General features: G+C 70.2%; 24 protein-coding genes. 13 read left to right on the top strand and 11 right to left on the bottom strand.

What is annotated here, in order from left to right; genetic code table 11:
• The first annotated feature begins 1 nt into the window (after position 1).
• From N1032_RS17080 to N1032_RS17060, 5 genes are read left to right on the top strand one after another with little or no spacing between them, the layout of a single operon-like run.
• Entirely contained in the window at positions 2-871 is an 870-nt protein-coding gene (locus N1032_RS17080; RefSeq protein WP_259540388.1) for an HAD-IA family hydrolase, read from the top strand.
• On the top strand, positions 868-1,530 hold the full coding sequence (gene dhaL, locus N1032_RS17075) for a dihydroxyacetone kinase subunit DhaL (RefSeq protein ID WP_259540387.1): 663 nt from the start codon (positions 868-870) through the stop codon (positions 1,528-1,530). Before N1032_RS17080 ends, dhaL begins: the two co-directional genes overlap by 4 nt.
• Positions 1,527-2,522: a dihydroxyacetone kinase subunit DhaK gene (gene dhaK, locus N1032_RS17070; RefSeq protein WP_259540386.1), complete on the top strand. Its 996-nt coding sequence runs from the start codon at positions 1,527-1,529 to the stop codon at positions 2,520-2,522. The genes dhaL and dhaK overlap by 4 nt, the downstream gene beginning before the upstream one ends.
• Positions 2,523-2,563: 41 nt before the next feature.
• Positions 2,564-3,331: a GAF and ANTAR domain-containing protein gene (locus N1032_RS17065; protein WP_259540385.1), complete on the top strand. Its 768-nt coding sequence runs from the start codon at positions 2,564-2,566 to the stop codon at positions 3,329-3,331.
• Positions 3,332-3,335: 4 nt separating this feature from the next.
• Entirely contained in the window at positions 3,336-4,061 is a 726-nt protein-coding gene (locus tag N1032_RS17060) for a GAF and ANTAR domain-containing protein (protein WP_259540384.1), read from the top strand.
• A gap of 179 nt (positions 4,062-4,240) precedes the next feature.
• On the opposite strand, the gene N1032_RS17055 is transcribed toward N1032_RS17060, so the two are convergent.
• The 3 genes from N1032_RS17055 to N1032_RS17045 all read right to left on the bottom strand — a co-directional run bounded on the left by N1032_RS17055 (position 4,241) and on the right by N1032_RS17045 (position 6,675).
• A complete protein-coding gene (locus N1032_RS17055; protein WP_259540383.1) occupies positions 4,241-5,008 on the bottom strand; it encodes a copper resistance CopC family protein in 768 nt (255 codons plus the stop codon).
• Positions 5,009-5,139: 131 nt separating this feature from the next.
• A complete protein-coding gene (locus N1032_RS17050) occupies positions 5,140-5,967 on the bottom strand; it encodes a YcnI family copper-binding membrane protein (protein WP_259540382.1) in 828 nt (275 codons plus the stop codon).
• Between the two features lie 78 nt (positions 5,968-6,045).
• Positions 6,046-6,675, bottom strand: a complete 630-nt coding sequence (locus tag N1032_RS17045) for a hypothetical protein (RefSeq protein WP_259540381.1) — start codon at positions 6,673-6,675, stop codon at positions 6,046-6,048.
• 191 nt (positions 6,676-6,866) lie between these two features.
• On the opposite strand from N1032_RS17045, the gene N1032_RS17040 reads away from it, so the two are divergent.
• The 3 genes from N1032_RS17040 (at position 6,867) to N1032_RS17030 (ending at position 11,592) form a co-directional block, all read left to right on the top strand.
• Entirely contained in the window at positions 6,867-7,841 is a 975-nt protein-coding gene (locus N1032_RS17040) for a sigma-70 family RNA polymerase sigma factor (protein ID WP_259540380.1), read from the top strand.
• 151 nt (positions 7,842-7,992) lie between these two features.
• Positions 7,993-9,261 carry a hypothetical protein gene (locus N1032_RS28305; RefSeq protein WP_310795959.1) on the top strand — a complete coding sequence of 423 codons (1,269 nt, stop codon included), beginning with the start codon at positions 7,993-7,995 and terminating at the stop codon, positions 9,259-9,261.
• A gap of 108 nt (positions 9,262-9,369) precedes the next feature.
• Positions 9,370-11,592 carry a beta strand repeat-containing protein gene (locus tag N1032_RS17030; RefSeq protein WP_259540379.1) on the top strand — a complete coding sequence of 741 codons (2,223 nt, stop codon included), beginning with the start codon at positions 9,370-9,372 and terminating at the stop codon, positions 11,590-11,592.
• Between the two features lie 77 nt (positions 11,593-11,669).
• On the opposite strand, the gene N1032_RS17025 is transcribed toward N1032_RS17030, so the two are convergent.
• Complete coding sequence (locus N1032_RS17025) at positions 11,670-12,968, bottom strand: APC family permease (RefSeq protein WP_259540378.1); 1,299 nt, start codon at positions 12,966-12,968, stop codon at positions 11,670-11,672.
• 69 nt (positions 12,969-13,037) lie between these two features.
• Between N1032_RS17025 and N1032_RS17020 the strand changes: the two genes are divergently transcribed.
• Entirely contained in the window at positions 13,038-14,432 is a 1,395-nt protein-coding gene (locus N1032_RS17020; RefSeq protein ID WP_259540377.1) for a DUF2252 domain-containing protein, read from the top strand.
• 3 nt (positions 14,433-14,435) lie between these two features.
• On the opposite strand, the gene N1032_RS17015 is transcribed toward N1032_RS17020, so the two are convergent.
• From N1032_RS17015 to N1032_RS16985, 7 genes are all read right to left on the bottom strand, one after another.
• Positions 14,436-15,905: an SGNH/GDSL hydrolase family protein gene (locus tag N1032_RS17015; protein ID WP_259540376.1), complete on the bottom strand. Its 1,470-nt coding sequence runs from the start codon at positions 15,903-15,905 to the stop codon at positions 14,436-14,438.
• A gap of 74 nt (positions 15,906-15,979) precedes the next feature.
• Positions 15,980-16,843: a prenyltransferase gene (locus N1032_RS17010; RefSeq protein ID WP_259540375.1), complete on the bottom strand. Its 864-nt coding sequence runs from the start codon at positions 16,841-16,843 to the stop codon at positions 15,980-15,982.
• Positions 16,840-17,169 carry a lycopene cyclase domain-containing protein gene (locus N1032_RS17005; protein ID WP_259540374.1) on the bottom strand — a complete coding sequence of 110 codons (330 nt, stop codon included), beginning with the start codon at positions 17,167-17,169 and terminating at the stop codon, positions 16,840-16,842. The genes N1032_RS17010 and N1032_RS17005 overlap by 4 nt, the downstream gene beginning before the upstream one ends.
• A complete protein-coding gene (locus tag N1032_RS17000; RefSeq protein ID WP_259540372.1) occupies positions 17,166-17,498 on the bottom strand; it encodes a lycopene cyclase domain-containing protein in 333 nt (110 codons plus the stop codon). Before N1032_RS17000 ends, N1032_RS17005 begins: the two co-directional genes overlap by 4 nt.
• Positions 17,499-17,510: 12 nt before the next feature.
• Entirely contained in the window at positions 17,511-19,322 is a 1,812-nt protein-coding gene (gene crtI / locus N1032_RS16995) for a phytoene desaturase family protein (RefSeq protein ID WP_407933050.1), read from the bottom strand.
• A 26-nt stretch (positions 19,323-19,348) separates the two neighbouring features.
• Positions 19,349-20,254, bottom strand: a complete 906-nt coding sequence (locus N1032_RS16990; RefSeq protein WP_259540370.1) for a phytoene/squalene synthase family protein — start codon at positions 20,252-20,254, stop codon at positions 19,349-19,351.
• The gene (locus N1032_RS16985) at positions 20,255-21,325 is read right to left on the bottom strand and encodes a polyprenyl synthetase family protein (RefSeq protein ID WP_259540369.1); all 1,071 of its coding nucleotides are present in this window, start codon (positions 21,323-21,325) and stop codon (positions 20,255-20,257) included. It abuts the gene before it with no gap.
• Positions 21,326-21,370: 45 nt separating this feature from the next.
• Here N1032_RS16985 and idi point away from each other — a divergent pair, with 45 nt between their 5' ends.
• The 4 genes from idi to N1032_RS16965 all read left to right on the top strand — a co-directional run bounded on the left by idi (position 21,371) and on the right by N1032_RS16965 (position 24,238).
• On the top strand, positions 21,371-21,895 hold the full coding sequence (gene idi / locus N1032_RS16980; RefSeq protein ID WP_259540368.1) for an isopentenyl-diphosphate Delta-isomerase: 525 nt from the start codon (positions 21,371-21,373) through the stop codon (positions 21,893-21,895).
• Between the two features lie 30 nt (positions 21,896-21,925).
• On the top strand, positions 21,926-22,555 hold the full coding sequence (locus tag N1032_RS16975) for a helix-turn-helix domain-containing protein (RefSeq protein WP_259540367.1): 630 nt from the start codon (positions 21,926-21,928) through the stop codon (positions 22,553-22,555).
• A gap of 121 nt (positions 22,556-22,676) precedes the next feature.
• The gene (locus N1032_RS16970) at positions 22,677-23,414 is read left to right on the top strand and encodes an ABC transporter ATP-binding protein (RefSeq protein ID WP_259540366.1); all 738 of its coding nucleotides are present in this window, start codon (positions 22,677-22,679) and stop codon (positions 23,412-23,414) included.
• A complete protein-coding gene (locus tag N1032_RS16965; protein WP_259540365.1) occupies positions 23,411-24,238 on the top strand; it encodes an ABC transporter permease in 828 nt (275 codons plus the stop codon). The genes N1032_RS16970 and N1032_RS16965 overlap by 4 nt, the downstream gene beginning before the upstream one ends.
• Positions 24,239-24,276: the final 38 nt, after the last annotated feature.

Here is a 24,276-nt window from a genome sequence, read left to right as displayed (position 1 = left end):
CATGCCCTCGCTGATCTTCGACTGCGACGGCGTGCTCGCCGACACCGAACGCACCGGGCACCTGGTGGCCTTCAACCAGACCTTCCGCGAGTTCGGCGTTCCCGTGCAGTGGAGCGATGCCGACTACGCCGAGAAGGTGACGATCGGCGGCGGAAAAGAGCGGATGGCGAGCCTGCTGACCCCCGAGTTCGTCGCCGCCAACGGCCTGCCGACGGATGCCGACGGGCAGCGGGCCCTGCTCGCCGAGTGGCACCGGCGCAAGACCGCCATCTACACCGAACTGGTCGACGAGGGTCGGCTGCCGGCGCGACCCGGGATCGCGCGCCTGGTGGCCGAGGCCGCGGCATCCGGCTGGCTGCTGGCGGTGGCCTCGACGTCGGCCGAGCCCTCGGTGCGGGCCGTGCTCGAGCACGCGGTGGGGCCCGAGCTGGCCTCGCGGTTCGAGGTCTACGCCGGCGACGTGGTGGCGCACAAGAAGCCCGCACCCGACATCTATCTGCTCGCCCTCGACGGCCTGGGCTTCGCCGCCGACGATGCGGTGGTGGTGGAGGACAGCGCGAATGGCCTGCGGGCCGCCCTCGCGGCGGGCCTGCGCACCGTGGTGACCGTGAGCGCCTACACGGTCGACGAGGACTTCACCGGCGCGTCGCTCGTGGTGACCTCGCTCGGCGACGCCGATCAGCCCGCCGGCGTGCTCGTCGATCCGTTTGGCATCCAGCCACACGGCATCGTGGCGCTCGACGACGTGGCCGAGGTGCTGCGGCGCCCGCTGCCCGACACCACCGCTGTGCCGGAGGCCGCGCCCGCCCCCGCCGGCACCAACGCTGCGTCCGGCGCCCCCGCGCCCGACCGCCCCCAGGAGGAACGATGACCAGTCCCAGCTTTCGCGACACCGAATTCGTCGTGCGCGAGATCGCGCAGACCTGCCTCGACAACGAGAAGCAGTTCGGCGACCTCGACTCCGTGGTCGGCGACGGCGACTTCGGCTACTCGCTCGCCCGCGGCTTCGAGGTCGTGGTGAACGACTGGGACTCCTACGACCGCAGCGACATCGGCACCTTCCTGCAGAAGATCGCCGTCGCCATCACCGGGCGCATCGGCGGCACCTCGGGGCCGATCTGGGGCACCGCGTTCATCCGTGCCGCCGGGGTGGTGAAGGGCCGCGACGAGATCTCGGGCGACGACGTCGTCGCGATGCTCCGCTCCGCGATCGAGGGCATCAAGGCTCGCGGCAACGCCGACGTGGGCGACAAGACGCTGCTCGACGCGCTGGTGCCGATGACGGATGCCGCCGAGCAATCGATCGCCTCGGGCCAGGATGCCGCCGCCACGATCTCGGCCGCGGCATCCGCCGCCCGTGCCGCCGCCGACGCCACCACCTCGATGATCGCCAAACGCGGCCGCGCCAGCTACAGCGGCGAGCGCAGCATCGGCTCGCCCGACGCGGGAGCCGTGGCGGTGGCCGTCATCCTCGAACGACTCGACACCGACTGGCCGAACAGGATCACAGAAGAAGTGGAGACACCATGAAGAAGTTCGTCAACGACCCGCAGCAGTACGTGCCCGAGATGCTGAAGGGGCTCGCCCTCGCCAACCCCGACACGCTCACCTACGTTCCCGAATACAACCTGATCATGCGCAAAGACGCGCCTCGCGACGACAAGGTCTCGATCATCCAGGGCTCGGGTTCGGGGCATGAGCCGGCGCACGTGATGACGGTCGGCAAGGGGATGCTCGACGGCGCGTGTCCGGGCGACGTGTTCGCCGCGCCGCCGATGGACTACGTCTATGAGACGACGAAGCTGCTGGCGGGCCCGAAGGGCGTTCTGCTGCTGGTCAACAACTACACCGGCGACCGGATGGCGTTCGACATGGCGCAGGAGATGAGCCAGGCCGACGGCGTCACCGTCAAGACGTTGTTCATCGACGACGACGTGTCGGTGCAGGACTCCACCTACACGGTGGGTCGGCGCGGCGTGGCCGGCAACTTCTTCGTGATGAAGGCCGTCGGCGCCGCCGCCGAAGAGGGCGCCGACCTCGACGAGCTGATCCGCATCGGCGAGAAGGTCAACTCCGTCACCCGCACGATGGGGCTCGCGCTCACCGCCTGCACGCCTCCCGCGAAGGGGTCGCCGCTGTTCGAGCTCGGCGACGACGAGATCGAGATCGGCGTGGGCATCCACGGTGAGCCCGGGCGGCGCCGGGCGAAGATCGCGCCGGCGAACGACCTCGTCGACGAGCTGCTCGACCCGGTGGTGGCCGATCTGCCGTTCGAGAGCGGCGATCGCGTGGCCCTCATGGTCAACGGTCTCGGCGGAACGCCGATCAGCGAGCTCTACCTCGTCTACGGCATCGCCCACGAGAAGCTCGCGGCGCAGGGCATCACGGTGGCGCGCAGTTACGTCGGCGAGTACTGCACGTCGCTCGACATGGCCGGCGCGTCGATCACGCTGGTCAAGCTCGACGACGAGATCGAGCGGCTGCTCGACGCTCCTGCGGAGATCGGCTACCGGATCTTCTGAATCGTCGATCCGCATCGACCCGCGACGGGTACCGTGGGGTCATGGGCACACGGAGCGGGTTCGATGCGGCGATGGACGCGCTCGCCAACGCCCATCGGTCGCGGGCGAGCCTGTGTGATCCGTTCGTCGACGTGCTGCCGGTCACCGGGGCGTCGATCTCGGTGCTCTCGCGTGACTTCGGCACCCAGACCATCTGCGCGAGCGACCGCCAGGCGGCGCGGCTCGACGAGCTGCAGTTCGACCTCGGGGTGGGCCCGTGCTGGGATGCCGTCTCCCGCCACGTGCCCATCATCGAGCCCGATGTGCGCAACACGACCACGGCGGCGTGGCCGCCCTTCATCGAGGCGATCCAGCACGACGACGTGGGCGCGCTCTACGCCTTCCCGCTGGTGATCGGCGCGCTCGACGTCGGCGCGGTCGACCTCTACTCCACCTCGACCGGCGGGCTCTCGCCTGCCGACATCCGCCACGCGAGCTCGCTCGCCTCGGTCGCGGCGCGCCAGGTGCTGCGGCGGGTGGTGGCGACGGATGATTCGGCCGAAGCTCAGGGAGACGCCGCCCTGGTCGACGAACTCGACGCCGCCGGCGCCGGCGCATCGGACTTCGCGTCGACGGGGTTCGGGTCGTCGCGGCGCGAGATCCATCAGGCCACCGGCATGGTGCTGGCGCAGCTGTCGATCTCGGCCGAAGACGCCCTGCTGCTGTTGCGCGGCCGGGCCTACTCATCAGGCCGGTCGCTGAGCGAGGTGGCCAACGACGTGGTCGAACGGCGCCTCTCGTTCGCGCCCCGCGAAGACGGGGAAGGCTGACGGCATGGGTGACGGTTCGGGTGACGGCACGCGGGAGTCCCAGCTCGTGCACACGCTCGTGAGGCTCGCCGACACCCTCGTCGACACCTATGACGTGGTCGAGGTGCTGCAGACGCTCGTCGAGAACTGCGTCTCGCTCGTCGACGCCCAGGCGGGAGGCATCATCCTCTCCGACCAGGGCCGCCCGCTGGAGGTGATCGCCTCGACGAGCGAGGAGACCCGACTGGTCGAGCTCATCCAGCTGTCGGCCGGCGGCGGACCCTGCGTCGACTGCATCACGAGTGGCGTCGTCGTCTCGGTGCCCGACATCGCGACGCTGCCGGATCGCTGGCCGCTGTTCCGCGAGCGCGCCGAGCAGGGCGGGTTCGCGGCGGTGCACGCCGTGCCGCTGCGCTCGCGCGGCACCATCCTGGGGTCGCTGAACGTGTTCTGGAGTGCTCCGCTCCGCCTCGACCCCGAGAGCGCCGCTGTGGTGCAGGGTCTCGCCGACGTGGCGACCATCAGCATCCTGCAGGAACGCTCGCTGCGCGAGTCGGAACTCGCGCGGGAGCAGTTGCAGCATGCGCTGCAGAGCCGCATCGTGATCGAGCAGGCCAAGGGCGTCGTCGCCTTCCAGCTGGATGTCGGTGTGGAGGAGGCGTTCACGCTGCTGCGCGATCACGCCCGGTCGCACGGCGAGCGGCTGAGCGACGTCGCCGCACGAGTGGTGGCGCGCGAGCTCGACGTCTGAGGCGCGGTCGCGTTCCGGCGCCTGGCGCGCACGAGGCGGGTGGCGGCGGTTCCGTGGCATCGACGGAGGGCGGCGGTTCGGTGGGATGGCGGAATCGGGCGCGGGCTGCCCCGGTCGCGTCCTCCGGCCGTGCCACGGCGGGCCGGAGGATGACTCGTTCGGGACAGCCCGCGCGGGCCTCAGGCCCTAGGCGGTCGGCCGGCGTCGGCAGCACCGGGGCCTGCCGCGGGCGGCGGGTTCGTGGGATCGCCGGCGGCCGCCGCTGCCGGCGTGGAACGCCGACGACGGCCGAGCACGACCGCAGTGACGACACCGACGACCACGATGACGGCCGCGGCCGAGCCGACGCCGATGAGCAGGAAGGGCAGTTGCACTCCCCCGCCGGTCGACGCCGGTGCGCTGGTCGTGCTCTCGGCCGTCGGTGGCACGCCCGAGGCGGACGCGGCCGCCGAGGGGGTGGTCGGCGTGGCCGGCCCCTCCGTCGCCGCCGGCGTCGAGCTCGGTGCGCCCTCCCCTGATCCGGGCGAGCCCGTGGGGGTCGTCGCGCCCGACCCGCCCGCCGCGCCCGGCACTGCGCCCTCGTAGTCGAAGACGAACTGGCCCGACACGGCGTGCCCGTCACCCGACACCGTCTGCCAGAGCACCGTGTGCGGCCCGGTCGACACCGGTGCGACCGACGTGGTGAGGGTGCTGTTCACGATCGACACCGAGCCGACGGCGATGTTCGCGCCGCTCGGGTCGTGCACCTCGACGGCGATGGCGGCTCCCGCGTCGTCGAGCGGAGGCTCGTTGAACGTGAGCGACACCTCGGTGAGCGTGTCGGTCACCGTCGAGTCGGCGGCCGGCGAGGTCGACACCAGGAAGTCGTGCGCCGATGCGCCGCTCACCGCCCCGATGGTCGCCCCGCCGACGAGTCCCGCCGCCGCAAGGCCGGTCGCCCCGATCACGAGGAGCAGCCGGCGCGCGGCCGCAGCAGCGCGAACCCGACGCGACAGTGACGGTGACAGCGACGGCGATGGCGACGCCCCATGCGCCCGACCCCCCGACCGCGCCCTCACCGAGTGGACCTCACCGCGCATCATTTCGAGCCCGCGATTCGTCCCGCCGCCGGGCGACGCAACAGCGCCACCGCCGCGACCACGAGCGCCAGTGTTCCGAGCACCAGGCCGCCGAGGCCGAGGCCCAGGGCCGCCGATGCCACACCCGCATCAGCGGCCGCATCAGCCGCCGCCGCGACTCCGTCGGTCGAGGCCGTCAGGCCGTCGGCCGATGAGCCGGCATCGGTCGATCCATCGGCGCCCGCGCCGGCCGCGGCATCCGTCGTCGCCGCGCTCGTTTCGTCGCCGGCCGGGGGCGCGTCGGTGATGTAGAGGATCGGCGCCGGGTGCTCGGGCTCGTCTCCCGAGGCCGGAGTCGCGTCAGACCAGTCGACCGTCGTGCCGTCGGAGTAGCCCTGGTGCGCCGCGAGCGCGACCTGCCCGGTGTCGGGCACCGGCCCGAGCGACAGCGGGAACTCCTGGAACTGCCCCGGCGCGATGCCCGACCCCGGGTCGGCCGTCCACACCACCGAGACGGGGGCTTCGGTGACGGTCGCGTCGCCCGAGACGACAGGGGCGGACAGGGTGGCGGTGATCACCCGGGTGGTCCAGCCGGGCACGGGCTGGTAGCTCACGCTCGTGAACGGCGTGTCGGTCGGCAGGTCGACGGTGAGGCTGATGGTGCTGGCGGTCGCCGATTCGGTGGGCACCTTGAAGGTGACCGTGGGGTAGGTTCCCGGCGCCGCCTGACCGGGGTCGATGTGCACATGGGCACTGGCGGCGAGGGGTGTGCCGAGCGCGACCGAGGTGGCGACGGCGAGTGCGGCGGCAGCGGTGGCGGCCGCGCGCGCGAAGGAGTTCTTGTTCACAGGGGTCCTGTCCGGTTCGATTCGGTGGGATGCGGTGCGCGCACGCACGAACGCCCCACCGGCGTCGACCGATGAGACCTAGGGGTGCGTGGCCACCGCCACCGGCGGACCGCGGTGCCGAAGGGCACCGAACAGCACCCCGAGGTCGCTCAAGTGGTCGACCACGGCCAGACCGTCGGCACGCACCGGCGATCGCGGCGGCACGGGCTCGACGAACGCGAGCTGCGGCATCGTCACGAGCGACCGGATGCCGCCACGAGCGAGTCGGCGCAGGCGCGCGAGCGCCCGCTCCCCCCACTGCAGCAGCGCGATCGTGATCACCGCCGAGACACCGTGCGCCACCCACATCAGCGCCGGATCGTGGGCCGGGTGCACGGGCGCGGCGGCGGCATCCGGAACCGTCGCGAGCATCAGGCGACCGTGGTGACCGGCGGTCTCGACCAGCGAGGTCGACCCGTCGCCGGCGCCGACCCCGAACAGCAGGTGGAACGCGAATTGGCTGATCAGCACCGAAATGGAAAGCCTCGGCAGCGATATTCTGCGCCCCGCGAGCAGCACGCAGACCATGGCCGAGAGCGCGAGGGCGACGACGAGGCCGACCCCGCCCGGAGCGCCCCCGCCGGCCGCGACGTGCGAGAAGGCGGCGAGGAAGGTGGCGATGCCCGCGGCGCGCAGACCGCGCGCGGTGCGCGACCACCTGCTGCTCATGCGTGCGCCTTCCGACCGTGTGGGGGCTTCCAGTCTAGAAGGCGCGGCAGCCGCCATCCGGCGACGAAGCCGTAGAGCATGGCACCTTGAGCCGGGTCGTGTCAACCCCCCGTTCCCCCATTAGGGGGGTGCCCTGGTGCGGCGATAGCCTTCGGAACAACCGGGATACGGACTGAATAACGGAGATGAAGATGTCACGCACAGTTGTAGCTTCAGCAACCGAAATCGATGAGAGCGAGCCGCAGGCGCGCTTGGCGAACATCCGCGGTGCCTCAGAGGACCCGGTGAAGGACTACCTGCGCCAGATCGGTCAGACCGCGTTGCTGACAGCAGAGGACGAGGTCGATCTCGGCCGCCGCATCGAGGTCGGCGTGCTCGCCGACGCGAAGCTCAAGGAACAGCCGGTGATGGATTCGAGCCTGCAGCGCGAGCTGCAGTGGCTCGCCCGCGACGGGCAGGCCGCCAAGCGGCAGCTCATCCAGGCCAACCTGCGTCTGGTCGTCTCGATCGCCAAGCGCTACCTCGAGCGCGGGCTGCCGTTCCTCGACCTCATCCAGGAGGGCAACATCGGCCTCGTGCGTGCGGTCGAGAAGTTCGACTACCAGGCCGGCTTCAAGTTCTCGACCTACGGGTCGTGGTGGATCAAGCAGGCCATCAACCGGGCGCTGGCGGACAGCGGCCGCATCATCCGCATCCCCGTGCACACGTCGGAGAAGATCAGCTCCATCACCCGCATGCAGCGCCGGCTCGTGATCGAGCTCGGCCGCGAGGCGACCATCGACGAGATCGCGAGCGCCGTCGACCTTCCGCCGGCGAAGGTGCAGGAACTGCTGCGCCACGGTCGCGACACGGTGTCGATCCACACGCCCGTCGGCGACGACGACGCCGAGCTCGGCGACCTGATCGAGGACTCGACCCAGCTGCAGCCGTTCGACGCCGCTGCCGCATCATTGCAGCACCACGACCTCGAGGTGGCCCTGGCCACCCTGCCGCCCCGCGAGGCGCGCGTCGTGTGCATGCGATTCGGCCTCGACGGGCAAGACCCGATGTCGTTCGACCAGATCGGCGACGCCCTCGGCGTGAGCCGCGAGCGGGCGCGTCAGATTCAGCGCCGGGCGCTCGGGATGCTGCGCGACGAAGCACTGCACGACTACCTCATCGCCTGACGCGAGAGTGTTCGAGAGGGGCCGGTGCGCGAGTCGCACCGGCCCCTTTTTCACGTGAGAATTGCCCAATTCGGTAGTCAAAAGGCTTGACACGTGTCGAAAACGGGAGTTGTGTCGGATTAAGAAACGTCCAGCACAGGGGGTGACTGTCGTGGATCGTTCAATTGAAAAGCCGTCCCGACGGTGGCTCGCCATCGGTCTGGGCGCGTCGGGCCTGGCTGCCTGCTGGATCATCGCGGGCGCCGTCTTCGGCTCATCCTCTGCTTCTGCCGACGAGGCCGACTCCCCCGTCGGATCGCTGCTCGGTGGCGTGACCCAGTCGGTCTCGCAGACCGTCGGCTCCCTCGACGACACGGTCGGAGCCGTCACCGGGGGCGTCGGCGACATCGTCTCGGGCGCCACGTCGCAGGTCGTCACGCCCGCCGTCGACGAAGTCGTCGCACCCGTCGTGGACGAGGTCGTCGCCCCTGTCGTGAGCGACGTGGCGGTGCCGGTCGTCGACGAGGTCGTCGCACCCGTGGTCGACGAGGTGGTCGCACCCGTCGTCGAGAGTCTTCCCGAGCCGGTCGCGGCGCCGGTCGGTCAGGTGGCCGAGGTTGTTCCGGCCGTGACGGATGCCGTCACCGGGCTGGCCGCATCGGCACCGGTCTCGCAGCTGGTCGACCCCGTCGTCGACGCGGTCGACGGAATCGTGGCCGGTGTTCCGGTGGTGTCCGACATCGTCGGGCCGGCGCCGGTCGGCACGATCACCGCCCCCGTCACGAGCGCGGTCGACACGGTGCTCGAGGGCACGGCGACTGCCGTGACCCCCGTGGTTGCAGCCACGAATGACGCTCTGACGCCGGTCGTCACCGGCGGTGGCGCGCCGGGCGGGATCCCCGGAATTCCGGGCCTTCCCGGTTCCGGTCTTCCGGGTTCCGGCATTCCTGGCCTTCCCGGCTCGGGATCCGCTGGCGGATCGGGCGTGGGTTCCCCCGGCGGCCTGCCGCTCGGCCCGGCTGTGCCGACGAGCCCCAGCGCGCCTGCGTCGTCGGCCCCTGCGGCCGTCGTCGGGGCCGCCCTCATCTCGACCGGCTCGTTCTTCGGGTCGGGCGCCTCCGAATCGGCGGCACTCCTCGGCATCGCCGCGGCCGCCGCGGTGGGTCTGGCCGGCCTGGCCGGCTCCGGTGGTCTGCCGTTCCGCCCGGCGGCTCCGGGCGGTGCGTGGGGCCCGCTCGGCCCCGCCAGCGGTGGGGCGCTGCCGACGTCGGGTTCGTCGAGCGGTGGGGCTTCGTCGGGACCCGCCGCCGCGGCATCCGTCGCTTCTGATCTTCTGCTGGGCGCGGTCTTCGCGTCCGCCTTCGCAACACTCTCGGGTCGGGCGGTGAACGACGAACTGCCGTCGTCGCCTGTTTACGACACCGACACCTCTCCTGACTGAGTGAGGCCCGCTCCGCCTGCGCGCGGAGAACGGACCGAAGTCTCCTGCCGCGGCGCTGTGCCGTCGCATCGGAGCATCCTCATTCAATCGTTATGGAGAGTTCAACTCATGAATAAATTCGTCTCGCGAGGGCTGTGGACAGTCCTCATCACCGGGGGCCTGTGCGCTCTCGGCGCGGGCGTCGCGAATGCCGCTGAGACCAGCGGTGACGACGGCGCAGCAGCCGGCAATCAGGCGATCGTCTCGATCGACCTGCCCATCGACCTGAGCGGCAACGCCGTCTCGGTGATCGGCGACTCGGGCAGCTCCGACTCGTCGGCGTCGACCGAACAGGCGGCCTCGGTGCCGGTCGAGCTCTCGACCTCCGGTGCCGACAGCCTGCTCGGCGGCAATCAGGCGGTCGTGGATGTCGACATCCCCGTCACCGTGGGCGGCAACGCCGTCTCGGTGATCGGCGACTCGACATCGACCGACGCCACCAGCACCATCACCGACGACGCTCCGGTGGCCGACCCGGCTCCGGCGACCGACCCGGCTCCGGCCGCGAACGCAGAGGCGCCCGATGCCGCTGCGCCCGCGACCACGTCGGGTGACGACAGTGTGGCCGGCGGCAACCAGGTTCCGATCGATGTGTCGGTTCCGGTGGTCGTCGGCGGCAATGCCGTCTCGGTGATCGGCGACTCGTCGTCGACGGATGCCGCCAACTCCACCACCACGGATTCCGCCGCGGCGGGCTCCGAAGCCGCCCCCACCACCTCGGGTGAGGACAGCGTCGGCGGTGGCAACCAGCTGCCGATCGACCTGGGCATCCCGGTCACCGTCGGCGGTAACGGCATCTCGGTCATCGGCGACTCGTCGTCGAGCGACTCCGACGTCAGCACCACCGACGGCGGCGCCGGCACCTCGGGCTCCGGCAGCACCAGCGCCGGAGACGGCTCCAGCACCAGCGGAGAGGACAGCGTCGCCGGCGGCAACCAGATCGCGCCCGTCGTCGACCTACCCGTCACGGTCGGCGGTAACGGCATCTCGGTGGTCGGCGACTCGTCGTCGAGCGACTCCGACGTCGCCACCACCACCGGCAACGGCTCAGGTGGTGGCGGCGGATCGACCACCACGGGGAGCGACAGCATCGCCGGCGGCAACCAGATCATCCCCGATCTGGGCATCCCGGTCACCGTCGGCGGCAACGCCATCTCGGTGATCGGCGACTCCTCGTCGAGCGACTCCGACGTCACCACCACCGGCAACGGCTCAGGTGGCAACGGCGGATCGACCACCACGGGTGACGACAGCATCGCCGGCGGCAACCAGATCATCCCCGATCTGGGCATCCCGGTCACCGTCGGCGGCAACGCCATCTCAGTGATCGGCGACTCCTCGTCGAGCGACTCCGACGTCACCACCACCACCGGCAACGGCTCAGTTGGCAACGGCGGATCGACCACCACGGGTCACGGCAGCATCGCCGGCGGAAACCAGATCATCCCCGATCTGGGCATCCCGGTCACCGTCGGCGGCAACGCCATCTCAGTGATCGGCGACTCCTCGTCGAGCGACTCCGACGTCACCACCACCACCGGCAACGGCTCAGTTGGCAACGGCGGATCGACCACCACGGGTCACGGCAGCATCGCCGGCGGAAACCAGATCATCCCTGATCTGGGCATCCCGGTCACCGTCGGCGGCAACGCCGTCTCGGTGATCGGCGACTCGGAGACCGACGGTTCGACCGTCACCACCGAGACGGGTTCGGGCACCGGAACGATCGTCACCGACGGTGACGGCAGCATCGGCGGCGGAAACCAGATCATCCCGGGCATCGATCTTCCGATCACGATCGGCGGCAACGCCGTCTGCGTCATCGGGGACTGCACCACCGGGGGATCGACGGTGACCGTTCCGACGGATCCCACCGGCCCGACGGACCCGACCGATCCCACCGACCCGACCGACCCTACGGACCCTACGGACCCTACGGATCCCACGGATCCGACCGATCCCACGGATCCCACCGATCCGACCGATCCCACGACGCCGACGGATCCCACCGACCCGACGACGCCGACCAACCCCACCGATCCGACCAACCCCACCAACCCCACCGACCCCGGTGAGCCGACCACGCCCGGCGTGACGACGACTCCGGGCACCACGGTTCCGTCGGGCTCGACCAGCACCCCGCTGGCCGCGCAGGCGGGTGGCTCGGGCAACTCGGGCAGCCTCGCGCTGACCGGTGGCAACCCGTTCCCGCTCGTGGGTGGACTGGTGCTGCTGGTGCTCGCGGGCTTCGGACTGATGCGGCTGACGCGCCGGACGACACTCGAGAAGTGACATCCGGTCGCTGACGCGGCAGCAGTGCTGATCTGAGAACAGTGTTGAGCGGGGCGCCCTTTCGGCGGCGCCCCGCTTCAGCCTGCCCGCCGCGCGAGTCGCCGGGCCACGAGCCGCACGACCACCCCGACCGCCAGCACGCCCACGCCGACCACGATCGCGACCGGTGGCAGCGTCACCACGAGCACGAGGCATCCGATCGCCCCCAGCACCGGAAGCGGCCGCCAATAGCGGCGGTGCTCCCGCGGCTGCGTGAGGGCGGCGGTGTTCGCCACGAAGTAGTAGAGCAGCACGCCGAACGACGAGAATCCGATCGCTCCGCGCAGGTCGACCGTCAGCACCAGCACCACCACGATGGCACCGAGCACGAACTCGGCCCGACGCGGCACCGAATATCGCGGATGCACCGCGCTCAGCCAACGCGGAAGATCGCCCTCGCGCGCCATGGCGAGCGTGGTGCGGCCGACCCCGGCGATGAGGGCGAGCAGCGCGCCGAGCGAAGCGAGCGCCGCGCCGACGGTGACGACGGGAACCGCCCACGCCCAGCCGTTGGCCACCACCGCCGATGCCAGCGGATCGCTCGCGGACGCCAGCCCCGCGGGCCCCAGGGCGGCCAGGGCGGTGACCCCGATCGCCGCGTAGACCACCACCGCCACCCCGAACGCGATGCCGATCGCCCGCGGGATGGTGCGGGCGGGGTCACGCACCTCCTCGCCCATGGTGGCGATGCGCGCATACCCGGCGAACGCGAAGAACAGCAGCCCCGCGGCCTGCAAGACTCCGTAAACGGTGACGGATGCCGCGCCCACTGCTGCCCCGGATGCCCCGTCGGAGGTGACAGCCGTGACAGCCGTTGCCGCGGCATCCGCCCCGCCGCCCCAGAGGCCCGATGCCACGACGATCGCCAGCACCGCGAGCACCGCCACCACGATCACCCGCGCCACGAAGGCCGTGCGCGTGACCCCGAACGAGTTCACCAGCACCAGCGCTGCGACGGCCGCCGCCGCGACCGGCCGGCCCCAGGCATCCGGAACCGCGTAGGCCGCGAACGTCAGCGCCATCGCCGCGCAGCTGGCCGTCTTGCCGATGACGAAGCTCCAGCCGGCGGCGAACCCCCACCAGGGGCCCAGCCGCTCACGCCCGTAGACGTAGGTGCCGCCGGCGGCCGGGTAGACCGCCGCGAGCTGCGCCGACGACGTGGCGTTGCAATAGGCGACGACCGCGGCGATCGCCAACCCCACCAGCAGGCCCGCGCCGGCCGCGGCGGCCGCGGGAGCGAAGGCCGAGAACACGCCGGCGCCGATCATGGCGCCCAGCCCGATGAATACGGCGTCGCCGAGGCCGAGCCGGCGCGCGAGGGGGGTCGAGGCGGTCACGCCCGCAGAGTACCGCGGGCCGGTGAACTGCGGATGTCGCGGCCCGCCCCCGGCCGATAACGTTGCGCCATGAGCACCCACTTGAGCCGTCTGCAGCACGAGCACGGCCGTCACCTCACGATCGCGGAGGCCACGGCTCGCGGACGGGCACTCCGCGACTCTGTTCCCCGTTCGATGCACCGCGAGGGTGGCCGGCCGACGGCATCCGGTCGCGATCCGCTCGCGATCTTGGCCGAGCAGAACGCCGACCGGCTCGAGCACCTGGTGCCGCTGCGACGCGAACGCATGCTGCAGAGCCCGTTCGCGTTCTACCGCGGAACAGCGGGCATCATGGCGGCCGATCTCGCCGGATCGCCCACGACCGGCATCGACGTCGTGAGCTGCGGCGACGCGCACCTCAGCAACTTCGGGTTCTTCGCGTCGCCACAGCGCAGCCTCGTGTTCGACCTCAACGACTTCGACGAGGCGGCGCCGGCGCCCTGGGAATGGGACGTCAAACGTCTGGTCACCAGCGCCGTCATCGGCGCGCGCGACGCGAGGCTCGGCGAGAAGGCGGTTCGGCGCGCGGCGCTCGCCACGGCGACGGCCTACCGCACCGGCTTGCGCGAAATGATGCGAATCAATGCGCTCGAGCGCTACTACACCCGCATCGACACCGACGAGCTGCACCCCGAGCTCGACTCGGCGGCACAGAAGGTGCTCGATAAGGCCACCCGGCAGGCCAGGCGGCGCACGTCGAGTGCTTATGTCGAGAAGATCTCCACCCGGCTCGACGACGGCACCCTGCTGATCGTCGAAGACCCGCCCGTGCTCACGCACGTGCCCGAGGCAGTCGAGACCGAGGTGGAGGAGCTCTTCGAGCGCTACCGCACGACCGTGCCCGCCGACATCGCGCTGCTGCTGTCGCATTTCGTGCTCTCCGACCTGGCCATGCGGGTCGTAGGGGTCGGCAGCGTCGGCACGCGCTGCTACATCCTCGTCCTCACCGGGCCGGCCGGCGAATCGCTCGTGCTGCAAGTGAAAGAGGCGCAGACCTCGGTGCTCGAGACCTACGGCGGCACAGGCGCCCGCGCCGCCCGCATCGTCTCGCGCGCGATCGGGGGTGACGAGCGGAGCCGCTGGTCGGAAGGCCGGCGCGTGGTCGACAATCAGCGCATCCTGCAGGCCGTCTCGGACCCGTTTCTCGGCTATCTGCGGTTCGGCGGGCGCGACTTCTACGTGCGGCAGTTCCGTGACATGAAGGGATCGATCGACACCGCACGACTCGCGGCCGAGCAGTTCATCACCTACGCCAGAGGGTGCGGCACGGTTCTCGCTCGCGCCCACGCGCAGAGTCTGGATGCCCCCGTCGTCGCCGGTTATCTGGGCGCGTCGCGGGAGTTCGATCGGGCCGTCGCGGACTGGGCGCTCGACTACGCCGACCAGTCGCTCGCCGACTTCGAGGCGTTTCGCGCGGCGGTGTGACGGTCAGTTGCCGTCGGTGTCGCTGTCGCTCTCGTTGTTGCTGTCGGAGCCGCTGTCGCTGCCGGTGCCGGTGCCACCGCTGTCGGTGCCGGTGCCTTCGTTGTCAGCGTCGGTGTCGCCGCGGTCGCCGTCGGAGCGCGGGGCCGGGATGAGGCCGGCCACCAGGGAGTGCCCGCGAGCGGTGAAGTGGATGCCGTCGGCGTTCACGTCGGGCCGCAGGGTCGAGGGCGCCAGCGGGTCGCGCAGCGCGTAGTCGGCGTCGAGCACGCGGTCGACGCCGAAGGGGCCGAGCGAGAGCCACGCGTTCCAGGCCAGGCGGGTCTCCTCTTCGGCGCCGGTGAGATTGCGCGGCGGCTCGGTCATGGCGTACACCACGGCGTCGGGCCACAGGGCGTGCACATGGGTGACGATCGAACCCCAGTCGCGCTGGATGTCGGCGAGCGGCCGGCCGTGGGCGATGTCGTTGGATGCCGCCCAGATGGTGACGATGTCGGGATCGAGATCGCCGAACTCGCGCCACTTCGCGGCATCCCGGGCGAACACGGGAGTCTCGGCTCCCGGCGACGCGAAGCTGATCGCGGCCGCGTCGTTGCTCAGCGCCCATTGCTGCGACCATGCGGTCTGCTCGCCGTGGGTGGGGAACTGTGCGGTGTCGTAGCTGCCCGGAGCGTTGAGCGAATGCCCGATGCTCACCATCAGCGGAGCGTCACCCGAGTAGCGGTACTCGATCCAGATGTCGAAGTAGCTGACCTGGCCGGCCACTCCCTGCGCCGCGGCGGAGCCGGCGAGCGCGGAGGCTCCGTCGGCGGTGGAAAGCCACGACAGGCCGGGGTTCGTCGCGAGCGTCGCGCCGGCCGGTGCCGTGAAACCGAGGGAGAGCAGGTAGCTGGTGTGGGCGTCGAGTTCGGTCTGTTCGGGGGTGATCCAGTCCGACACGAACCCGGCCGTCGAGAGGTTCGCGGTGCCGGAGACGCCGATCGGGGTGTCGGCGAACGAGCCCGTCTGGCCGGCTTCGCCGGTGACGACCTGCTCTCCCACGTAGACGCCGGTGAGCGTGACCGGGGTGGGGAAGGTCTCTTCGCTGTTGTACTGCCAGTTGCGCACGTGCACCCGGAACGAATCGGCGTCGACACCGAGCTCGAACGGCATGCGCATAGCGGCGTCGAGGCGGCGATCCGGGCTCGGCACGGCGCGATCGGTGGTGTGCCCGAAGCTCAGGGCCGCTTCGGTCTGGGGTGCGCCGGCCTGACGGGTGAGCCGAAGCCCGGGGCCGGATTCGACGCCCGACCCGGATGCCCCGGCCGCGGCATCCGGTGACAGCACCATGGTCTGCGACGCACCGGCCTTGTCGTTGGTGAGAGCCCAGACCGACACCGTGGCCGCGGCGAGGGCGATGACCGCGCAGGCCGCTGCCGCCGCCAGCAGAACGCGCGGGCGGTGCTGCGCGTTCGTGAGCCAGGTCGGGCGTTTCATCCACCGATTCTAGGCAGATCGAATGCGCGCTCAGCGCCGCGCAGGCGGGCACCGCCCGGCGAGCGGCCGCCTCGCTAGTACGAGGTGAGCAACCAGGTGAAGATGAGCAGCAGCGTCACGAGGAACCCGCTCACGAAGTTGAGCAGCAGGAAGCGGCGCCAGCCGGCGTTGGCGCTCTCGGCATCCGCGTCTCGAACTGACCAGAACGGCACGATGCTGAGCGCATAAGGGAGGGCGAGCACGGCGGCGAGCGGGCCGGGCCAGGGGGTGACGAGCAGGAGCACTCCGGCGAGCAGGTAGGCCGCGAACGCGAAGCGCACGGTGGCCGGGCCGCCGATCACCGTGGCGATCGAGCCGATGCCGCCCTCGCGGTCAGCCACGATGTCTTGCACCGCACCGAAGGCGTGGCTCGCGATGCCCCAGAGGAAGAAGGCGCCGAGCACCGCCCAGAGCCCGGGGGTGAAGACGGCGCCCGCCAGCACGAGACCGTAGACGGCGGGGCTCACGAAGTGGGTGCTGGAGGTGAGCGAGTCGATGAACGGCCGCTCCTTGAACCGCAGGCCGGGCGCGCTGTAGGCGATCAGGGCGAACACGCTCACGGCGAGCACCAGCCACGACAACGGCGACCCCACCGCCACGAGGAACACCAGGAAGGGCACGTTGGTGATCACGACGGCCCACAACGTCACGCGATGCAACGACCGGTCGAGCACGGCGCCTTCGACCCCGCCCTTGCGCGGGTTGCGCAGGTCGGACTCGTAGTCGAACACGTCGTTGATGCCGTACATCGCGAGGTTGTAGGGAATGAGGAAGTAGAGCGTGCCGAGCACGAACACGAGGTCGACCTCGCGCGTGGTCATCAGGTAGCCGGCCGCGAACGGGAACGCGGTGTTCACCCACGACAGCGGGCGCGACGAGAGCAGCAGTTGGCGGATCACTGGTTCTTTCCGTCCCGCCGCCCGAGCAGCAACCACAGCGAGGGCAGCAGGAACACGGCCGCCAGCGCGTAGGCGAAGTCCTCCAGCGGCGCGATGCCCACGAACGCCCCCGAGATGCGCCCGGCGTCGTAGCCCACCAGCCCGATCGCGATCATCACGTTGTCGAAGATCGCGGTGAGCACGAGCAGGATGCCGAGCGTCATGCCGAACACTCCGGCGGTGGTGCGCCGCAGAGCCGCGTTGCGCCGCACGACGACCACCACCGCCACCACGGTGACGATCACGACCAGCGCGAGGAACACGGCGTTCAGAGCCCAGTAGGTCACGCGGCATCCTCTCGCCGCAGGCGGCCGACGAGCAGCTGTGCGCCACGGAACACGTTCATCGTCAGATAGCAGAGCAGGGTGAGGAAGAAGAGTTCTTCGAGCGGCAGCTCCGCACCGATCAGGATGCCGGTCATGAACGACGTCTCGCCGCGGAAGAAGATGCCGAGGCCGATGCCGAGCACGTCCCACACCAGGAAGAACACGACACCGACCACCAGAACGATCGCGGCCCGCCGAGGCCGATCGAAGAAGAACAGGCCGAAGCGCCGGTCGAGCACCACCATGCCGCCGAGCGACACGAGCAGTGCGAGCAGATAGAGGATGCCCATGGCCGGCCCGCGCTACCGCGGGGGCTCGGGCAGAGCCGTGGTCGTGGTGTCGCCGTGCAGGCGCTTGATGACCAGCTCGGCACTGATCAGGCACATCGGCAGGCCGATTCCGGGGGTCGTCGAACCGCCGGCATAGTAGAGGCCATCCACCTTCGAGCTCACGTTGCGCGCCCGGAACATGGCGCTTTGCCGCAGGGTGTGCGCCGGGCCGAGCGCCGTGCCCTTCCAGGCGTTGAGGTCGTCGGCGAAGTCGGCTGGGCCGACCGTGCGGCGCAGCACGATGCGGTCGGCCAGATCGGTCACACCCGACCATTCGGCCACCTGCGCGATCGCCGCATCGGCGAGCGCCTCGACCCGGGCGTCGCCGGCGCCGTCGACCCCGCCCGATCCGATCGACGGGTCGGCCGGCAGCGGAACGAGCACGAAGAGGTTCTCGTTGCCCTCCGGCGCCACGCCTGCATCGGTGGCGCTCGGCTTGCAGACGTAGAGAGATGCCGGTTCGGGAATGGATGTCTCGTGCGACGGACCGGTGCCGAAGATCTGCCCGAAGTCGGCCTTCCAGTCCTTGGTGAAGAAGAGGGTGTGGTGCAGCAGCTCGGGCAGCTCGCCCCGCACGCCCAGCATCACCAGCAGCGCGCTCGGGCCCGCGGTCTTCTTCTGCCAGTAGCTCTCGGGGTAGGTCTGCAGCTCGGGCAGCAGCATCGAGGTCTCGGTGTGCCAGAGGTCGGCGGTCGACACCACCACGTCGGCCTCGAGGGAGTGCGCCCGGCCGCCGTCGTCGGTGTAGTGCACGCCACCCACGCGCGGCTTTCCGGCATCCGGTGCAGCCGCCTCGGCGACGGCGATCTCGGCCTGGGTGGTGGGCGCGGTCGAGGCCTCGCCGGCGAGAACGCGCCGCAATTCGTCGCGGTCGATCACGTTGGTGTCGAACTCAGTGGTCTCGTAGTCGTAGACGTCGACCGCCACCGGAACGGGCGTCGGGCCGCCCTCGACCGCCATCACGATGCGCGACACCTCGGCGCCCGTGACGATCTCGACGCCCTGCGCGAGCGCGACGCGCTCGACCGCGTCGATGACCGTCGAGAGCCCGCCGCGCGGGTAGAGCACGCCTTCGGCGAGGTCGAGATGGCTCATCAGGTGATACATGCTCGGAGCGGCATATGGAGACGTGCCGAGGAAGACCGCGGGGTAGCCGAGCACCTGCTGCAGGCGCGGGTCGCGCACCGAGCGGGCGGCGAAGGCGGCCAGCGGTTCGGTGAGCAGGCGCACCAGACGCGGCAGGCGCTTGAGCACCGGGCCCGCGAACAACGGCGACACCTTCTCGAAGGTGGAGTAGAGGAAGTACTCCTTGGCGAGCTCGTAGGTCTTGGCGGCGGAGTCGAGGTAGCCCGACATCCGCACGCCCGACCCCGGCTCGAGCGACTCGAACAGCTCGAGGTTCGCGTCACGCGTGGCGGCGAGGTCGATCGAGGCGAACTCGCCCTCGAAGTAGACGCGGAAGCCCGGGTCGAGCTTCACCAGGTCGAGCTGCTCGTCGGCGCTCGTGCCGAAGAGGCGGAAGAAGTGGTCGAACACCTCGGGCATCAGATACCACGAGGGCCCGGTGTCGAACCGGAACCCGTCGCGCTCCCAGACGCCGGCCCTGCCGCCCACCCGCTCGTTCTTCTCGAGCAGCGTGACGGAATAGCCGTCGCGGGCCAGGAGGGCGGCGCTCGCCAGGCCGCTGATGCCGCCGCCGATCACGATCGCCGTCTTGCCGGCCCGGGGCGTGGTGCCCGAGCCGTCGTCGGTCGGGGAGACGTTTGTCGGGGAGTCGTCTGTCACGGAGTCATCTGTCGGGGAGTCGTCTGTCACTGTGTCGTCCTCTGCTGCGGGAGCCTGCCGAGAGCAGCCCCTGCCGCTATTCTCGCCTTGACCGGGTTCGGAACCCGGATGCGCGTGACGGCGAGTACGACGGCGGGCGTGTCGCGCAAGCGGTCGGCGAGCTCGTCGAAGAGCCCCTGGGCGAGCGCCACGGCCCGGCGGCTGGTGGAGGGCAGGCCCGGCAGGCTCGCGCGCGCGATGCGCAGGTCGTCGTCGATGTCGGCGATGATGCGGTTCTTCTCCTGCTCGGTGAACGTCTGCACGTCGATGCCCGGAAAGTAGCTGCGGCCGAGGGTGCCGAAATCGGCGGCGAGGTCGCGCAGGAAGTTGATCTTCTGGAACGCGGCGCCGAGATGGCGGGCGCCGTCGACCAGACGCGCGCGGTCGGCATCCGTCACCGCCTCGCCGTGCAGGAACACGGCCAGGCACATGAGGCCGACCACCTCGGCCGAGCCGTAGACGTAGTCGTCGAACGACTCCGGCGTGTGCCGGGTCTCGGAGATGTCGGCCCGCATGGAGCGGAAGAACGGTGCCGTCAGGTCGTCGCCGATGCCCACCAGGCGGGCAGTGTAGCCGAATGCGTGCACGACGAGGTTGGTGCTGTAGCCACACGCCGTCGCCGCCCTGGTCTCGCGCTCGAGGGCGTCGAGCCGGTCGCAGATCTCGGTGCGCGTGAGCGACGCCGACTCGGCGACCCCGTCGACCACCTCGTCGGCCAGGCGCACGAGGGCATAGATGTTCTCGACGTGCTGGCGCACGGGCTGGGCGAGCAGGCGCGAGGCGAGTCCGAACGAGGTCGAGTAGCGCCGGATGACCACCGACGACGTCTCCATCGCCACGCGGTCGTAGAGGCTCGTCTCACCGCCCCAACGCGCCGCCTGCCTACCGCTCATCTATCGAACCCTACCCAGCACCGACGCCACGACGGGCTGAAACTCCGCACGGGCGGCATCGGGCAGGGCGGGGTTCACGAGCGCCTCCCAGGCGCGGTTGGCGAAGTCACGGGCGAGGGCCTCGGCGAAGCGCCGCGATCCGGTGCTCTCGAGCACCTCGCGGATGCGCCGGGCATCGGCGGCGGTGAGGTCGGGCGAGCCGAACAAGCCCTCGACCGCGGCCCACTCCGGATGCGTGACCGCGTGGGCGAGCAGCACCGTGCGCTTGCCCTCGCGCAGGTCGCCGACGGTGGTCTTTCCGGTGTCGTTCTCGTCGCCGAAGACGCCTAGCAGGTCGTCGACGATCTGATAGGCGATGCCGATGTTGCGGCCGAAGGCGCCGAGCGCATCGACGGCCTCGCCCGCGGCGCCGGCGAGCACGGCGCCGGCCTGCAGCGGGCCCTCGAACGAGTAGCCGGCGGTCTTGAGGCGCTCCATCTCGACGATCTCGTCGACGGTGGGCGGCTCGGCGCGGATCGAGAAGTCGACGTCGTAGAGCTCGCCTGCGGCCGACACGAACATGGCCTCGTCGAGGATGTCGTGCAGGCGGGTGCGCAGGATGCCGTCGGCGCCCGAGCGGTCGATCAAGCGGTAGGCGTTGAACAAGGCGAGGTCGCCGGCGATGATGGCCACCGACATGCCCCGGTGCTCGGCGATCGGCAGCGGGATTCCGGCCGTGGTCGCGATGTCGCGGTAGCTGCCCGACACGTTGGGCCCGCCGCGCCGCACGAAGTCACGGTCGATCACGTCGTCGTGCACGATGAGGGCGGTGTGCAGCAGCTCGAAGGCCGCGCCGACGTGGGCGGCGGCATCCACGTCGGTGCCGCCGAGCGATTCGTAGGCGGCCATGACCATGCGCGGGCGGAATCGCTTTCCGCCCGAGGTGTTGCGCTCGAGAGTCTGCCAGAGCGCCGAATACGGCGCACCGAGCTTCTCGGCCCGATAGCGCGAGTCGCTGAAGAACGCCTTCAGCACGCGGTCGACCTGCTGCTGACGGCGGTCGGATACCGCGACCAGATCGTGCGTGTCCACGTCTCCACGTTACATGGCAACCAAGTAATAAAGCACAATAGTGAAATGACCACCGATACCGAGCAGGTGATTCTGCTCTCCGACGACGGCACTCCGATCGGGGTCGCGGGCAAGATCGAGGTGCACACCGAGAACACTCCGCTGCATCTCGCCTTCTCCTGCCACGTGTTCGACGACGCCGGCCGCGTGCTCGTGACGCGGCGAGCGCTGACCAAGCGCACGTGGCCCGGGGTGTGGACGAACTCGTTCTGCGGGCATCCGGCACCGGGGGAGGGGATGACGGATGCCGTGCTCCGTCGTGCCCACGACGAACTCGGGCTCTCGCTGTCGGGTCTGGAGCTCGCGCTTCCCGACTTCCGCTACCTGGCGATCGACGCATCCGGAATCGTCGAGAACGAGGTGTGCCCGGTCTACACCGCGCGCGCCGACGGACCGCTCGCGCCCAACCCCGCCGAGGTGGCCGAGTGGCGCTGGGCCGACGCCACCCAACTGCAGCTGGCCGTGTCGCTCACGCCGTGGGCGTTCAGCCCCTGGCTCGCCCTGCAGCTGCCGCAGCTCGCCACCGCCTGAGGCCGCTCCGACGTCGGATATCGTGGCGTCATGGCCGAAATCGATCCGGATGCCGCCGACGCGATGATGATGTCGGAGCTCGGCCGCAAGATCAGTACTCGCCGCAAAGAACACGGTCTCACCCTGGTGAAGCTCGCCGGTCTCACCGGCCTGTCGCAGCCCTTCCTCAGCCAGATCGAACGCGGGCGCGCTCGGCCGAGCATGGCGTCGTTGCACCGCATCGCGCAGGCTCTGGAGACGGCCACCCCCGTGCTGCTCTCCTCGGCGGGCGGCACCGCCGACACGACCACGCACGCCGAGGTCGAGACGGAGCGGGTGAGTCTGGTGCGCGCCGACGAGGGCGCGATGGTGAGCCAGGACACCGGTCAGGCGAAGGCTCTGGTCGCCGGGGCTCGCGCCATGTACCCGATGGAGTTCGTGACCCGGTTGCCCGACTTCGAGGAGTACTACGAGCACCCGCATCCGGAGTTCATCTACGTCATCGCCGGCTCGATCGAGGTCGACCTCGCCGACGACGGCGTGCACGTGCTCGGCCCGGCCGACACGCTCTACTTCGCCGGGGGTGTGCGCCATCGCTGGCGGGTGCGCGGACTGTGGCCGGCGCGCCTGCTCGTGACGCAGGCCGGGGGCTCGCCCGATCGCCACAGCGACTTCGGCTGACGCCGGGTCTCGACGAGGAATATCGTCCCGAGTAATATTTCTTCACGCCAGCGAAACACTGCAGCAATAAACTCCCCCCAGAGTATTGAGCACATCAATATTTTCTCTGAGGAGCTTCATCGTGTCCGCACCCCTGGTCACCTTCGACGACGTCACGATGACGTTCCCCGACGGCACCGTCGCACTCGCCGACGTCGACATCGCCATTCAGCCGGGTGAGTTCATCGCGCTGCTCGGCCCTTCGGGCTGCGGAAAGTCGACCCTGCTGAGGTTGGCCTCGGGGCTCGAGACCGCCACCGGCGGACAGACGCAGGTCGGCACCCGGCAGATCGGCTACGTGTTCCAGGATGCGACTCTGCTGCCGTGGCGCACGGTGCGCAAGAACGTGGCGCTGTTCGCCGAGCTCGACGACCTGAGTGCGGGGGAGACCCGCGAGCGCGTCGACCACGCGCTGGGCGTGGTGGGCCTCACGGCGTTCGAAGACCACCGGCCTCACCAACTGTCCGGCGGTATGAAGATGCGGGTGTCGCTGGCCCGCGCCCTTGTGAACCGGCCTAAGCTCTTTCTCTTCGACGAGCCGTTCGGCGCACTCGACGAGTTCACCCGCGAACGGCTGAACGACGACGTGCGCGGCCTGTTCCTGCGGGAGCGCTTCACCGGGGTGTTCGTGACCCACTCCATCCCCGAGGCGGTCTACATGGCCACCCGGGTGATCGTGATGGGCGCGCGCCCGGGGCGGGTGATCGGCGAGTTCGCGGTGCCGTTCGGCGAGGAGCGCGGCGAGGCGGTGCGGTACTCGCCGGAGTTCGCCGAACTCGCCAACGAGATCTCGCAGTGCCTGAAAGGGGCGATGGCATGACCGCCGGCGTCGGCACGCCTGTCCCGCGCAGGCCGCGCACCTCCCGCCGCTCGCTGACCGTCATCCTGCCCATCGCCTTCGGCATCGCCTTCATCGGGCTCTGGTATCTCACGAGCACCCTTCTGCTGTCACCGTCGCGCCGATTCATCCTGCCGATGCCCCACGAGGTGCTCGTCGAGGCCTTCCTCACCCCGAAGAACCTGCTCGCGCTTCTCGGTCCGCTCGGCACCTCGAGCGTGATCGCGATGCTGGGCCTCGCGATCGCGACCGTCATCGGCATCGTCACGGCGGTGCTCATGAGCCAGGCGAAGTGGGTGGAGATCACGCTCTTCCCCTACGCGGTGGCACTCCAGAGCATCCCGATCCTCGCGATCGTGCCGCTCATCGCCTTCGCCATCGGCTACGGCTTCGAGAGTCGCATCCTGGTGGTGGTGCTGATCAGCCTGTTCCCCATCATCACGAACACGCTGTTCGGGCTGCAGTCGACGAGCCCCCAGATGCGCGAACTCTTCACCCTGAAGCACGCGAACCGGTGGACCGTGCTCACCAAGCTGCAGTTCCCCGCCGCCTTGCCCGCCCTGTTCACCGGGCTCCGCATCTCGGCGGGAATGGCGGTGGTGGGCTCGATCGTGGCCGACTTCTTCTTTCGCAAGGGCGAGTCGGGCATCGGGCTGGTCATCGACACCTATCGCAACCAGTTGAACGGCGAGATGCTCTACGGCGCCATCATCCTGGCCTCACTCCTCGGGCTCGTCGCCTTCTGGGTGTTCGGTCTGCTCGGCCGACTCTTCGTCGGCTCGTGGTATCGGCCGGATGCCCGCTGAGCCACCGGCTGATCGCCCCCCCTCTTTTCCATACCGCA

It is taken from the genome of Herbiconiux daphne (assembly GCF_024979295.1).
GTDB lineage: Bacteria > Actinomycetota > Actinomycetes > Actinomycetales > Microbacteriaceae > Herbiconiux > Herbiconiux daphnes.
Note: the sequence above shows the minus strand (reverse complement) of the source record. Positions and strands in the feature narration are given on the sequence as shown.

Excerpts from the sequence above, each read along its gene's own strand:
- N1032_RS16975 (WP_259540367.1), top strand. The coding sequence starts at position 21,926 with ATGGCCGAAATCGATCCGGATGCCGCCGACGCGATGATGATGTCGGAG.
- N1032_RS17040 (WP_259540380.1), top strand. The coding sequence starts at position 6,867 with ATGTCACGCACAGTTGTAGCTTCAGCAACCGAAATCGATGAGAGCGAG.
- dhaL (WP_259540387.1), top strand. The coding sequence starts at position 868 with ATGACCAGTCCCAGCTTTCGCGACACCGAATTCGTCGTGCGCGAGATC.
- dhaK (WP_259540386.1), top strand. The coding sequence starts at position 1,527 with ATGAAGAAGTTCGTCAACGACCCGCAGCAGTACGTGCCCGAGATGCTG.
- N1032_RS17000 (WP_259540372.1), bottom strand. The coding sequence starts at position 17,498 with ATGGGCATCCTCTATCTGCTCGCACTGCTCGTGTCGCTCGGCGGCATG.
- idi (WP_259540368.1), top strand. The coding sequence starts at position 21,371 with ATGACCACCGATACCGAGCAGGTGATTCTGCTCTCCGACGACGGCACT.
- N1032_RS16965 (WP_259540365.1), top strand. The coding sequence starts at position 23,411 with ATGACCGCCGGCGTCGGCACGCCTGTCCCGCGCAGGCCGCGCACCTCC.
- N1032_RS16990 (WP_259540370.1), bottom strand. The coding sequence starts at position 20,254 with ATGAGCGGTAGGCAGGCGGCGCGTTGGGGCGGTGAGACGAGCCTCTAC.
- N1032_RS17065 (WP_259540385.1), top strand. The coding sequence starts at position 2,564 with ATGGGCACACGGAGCGGGTTCGATGCGGCGATGGACGCGCTCGCCAAC.
- N1032_RS17020 (WP_259540377.1), top strand. The coding sequence starts at position 13,038 with ATGAGCACCCACTTGAGCCGTCTGCAGCACGAGCACGGCCGTCACCTC.
- N1032_RS17015 (WP_259540376.1), bottom strand. The coding sequence starts at position 15,905 with ATGAAACGCCCGACCTGGCTCACGAACGCGCAGCACCGCCCGCGCGTT.
- N1032_RS17030 (WP_259540379.1), top strand. The coding sequence starts at position 9,370 with ATGAATAAATTCGTCTCGCGAGGGCTGTGGACAGTCCTCATCACCGGG.
- N1032_RS17080 (WP_259540388.1), top strand. The coding sequence starts at position 2 with ATGCCCTCGCTGATCTTCGACTGCGACGGCGTGCTCGCCGACACCGAA.
- N1032_RS17045 (WP_259540381.1), bottom strand. The coding sequence starts at position 6,675 with ATGAGCAGCAGGTGGTCGCGCACCGCGCGCGGTCTGCGCGCCGCGGGC.
- N1032_RS17060 (WP_259540384.1), top strand. The coding sequence starts at position 3,336 with ATGGGTGACGGTTCGGGTGACGGCACGCGGGAGTCCCAGCTCGTGCAC.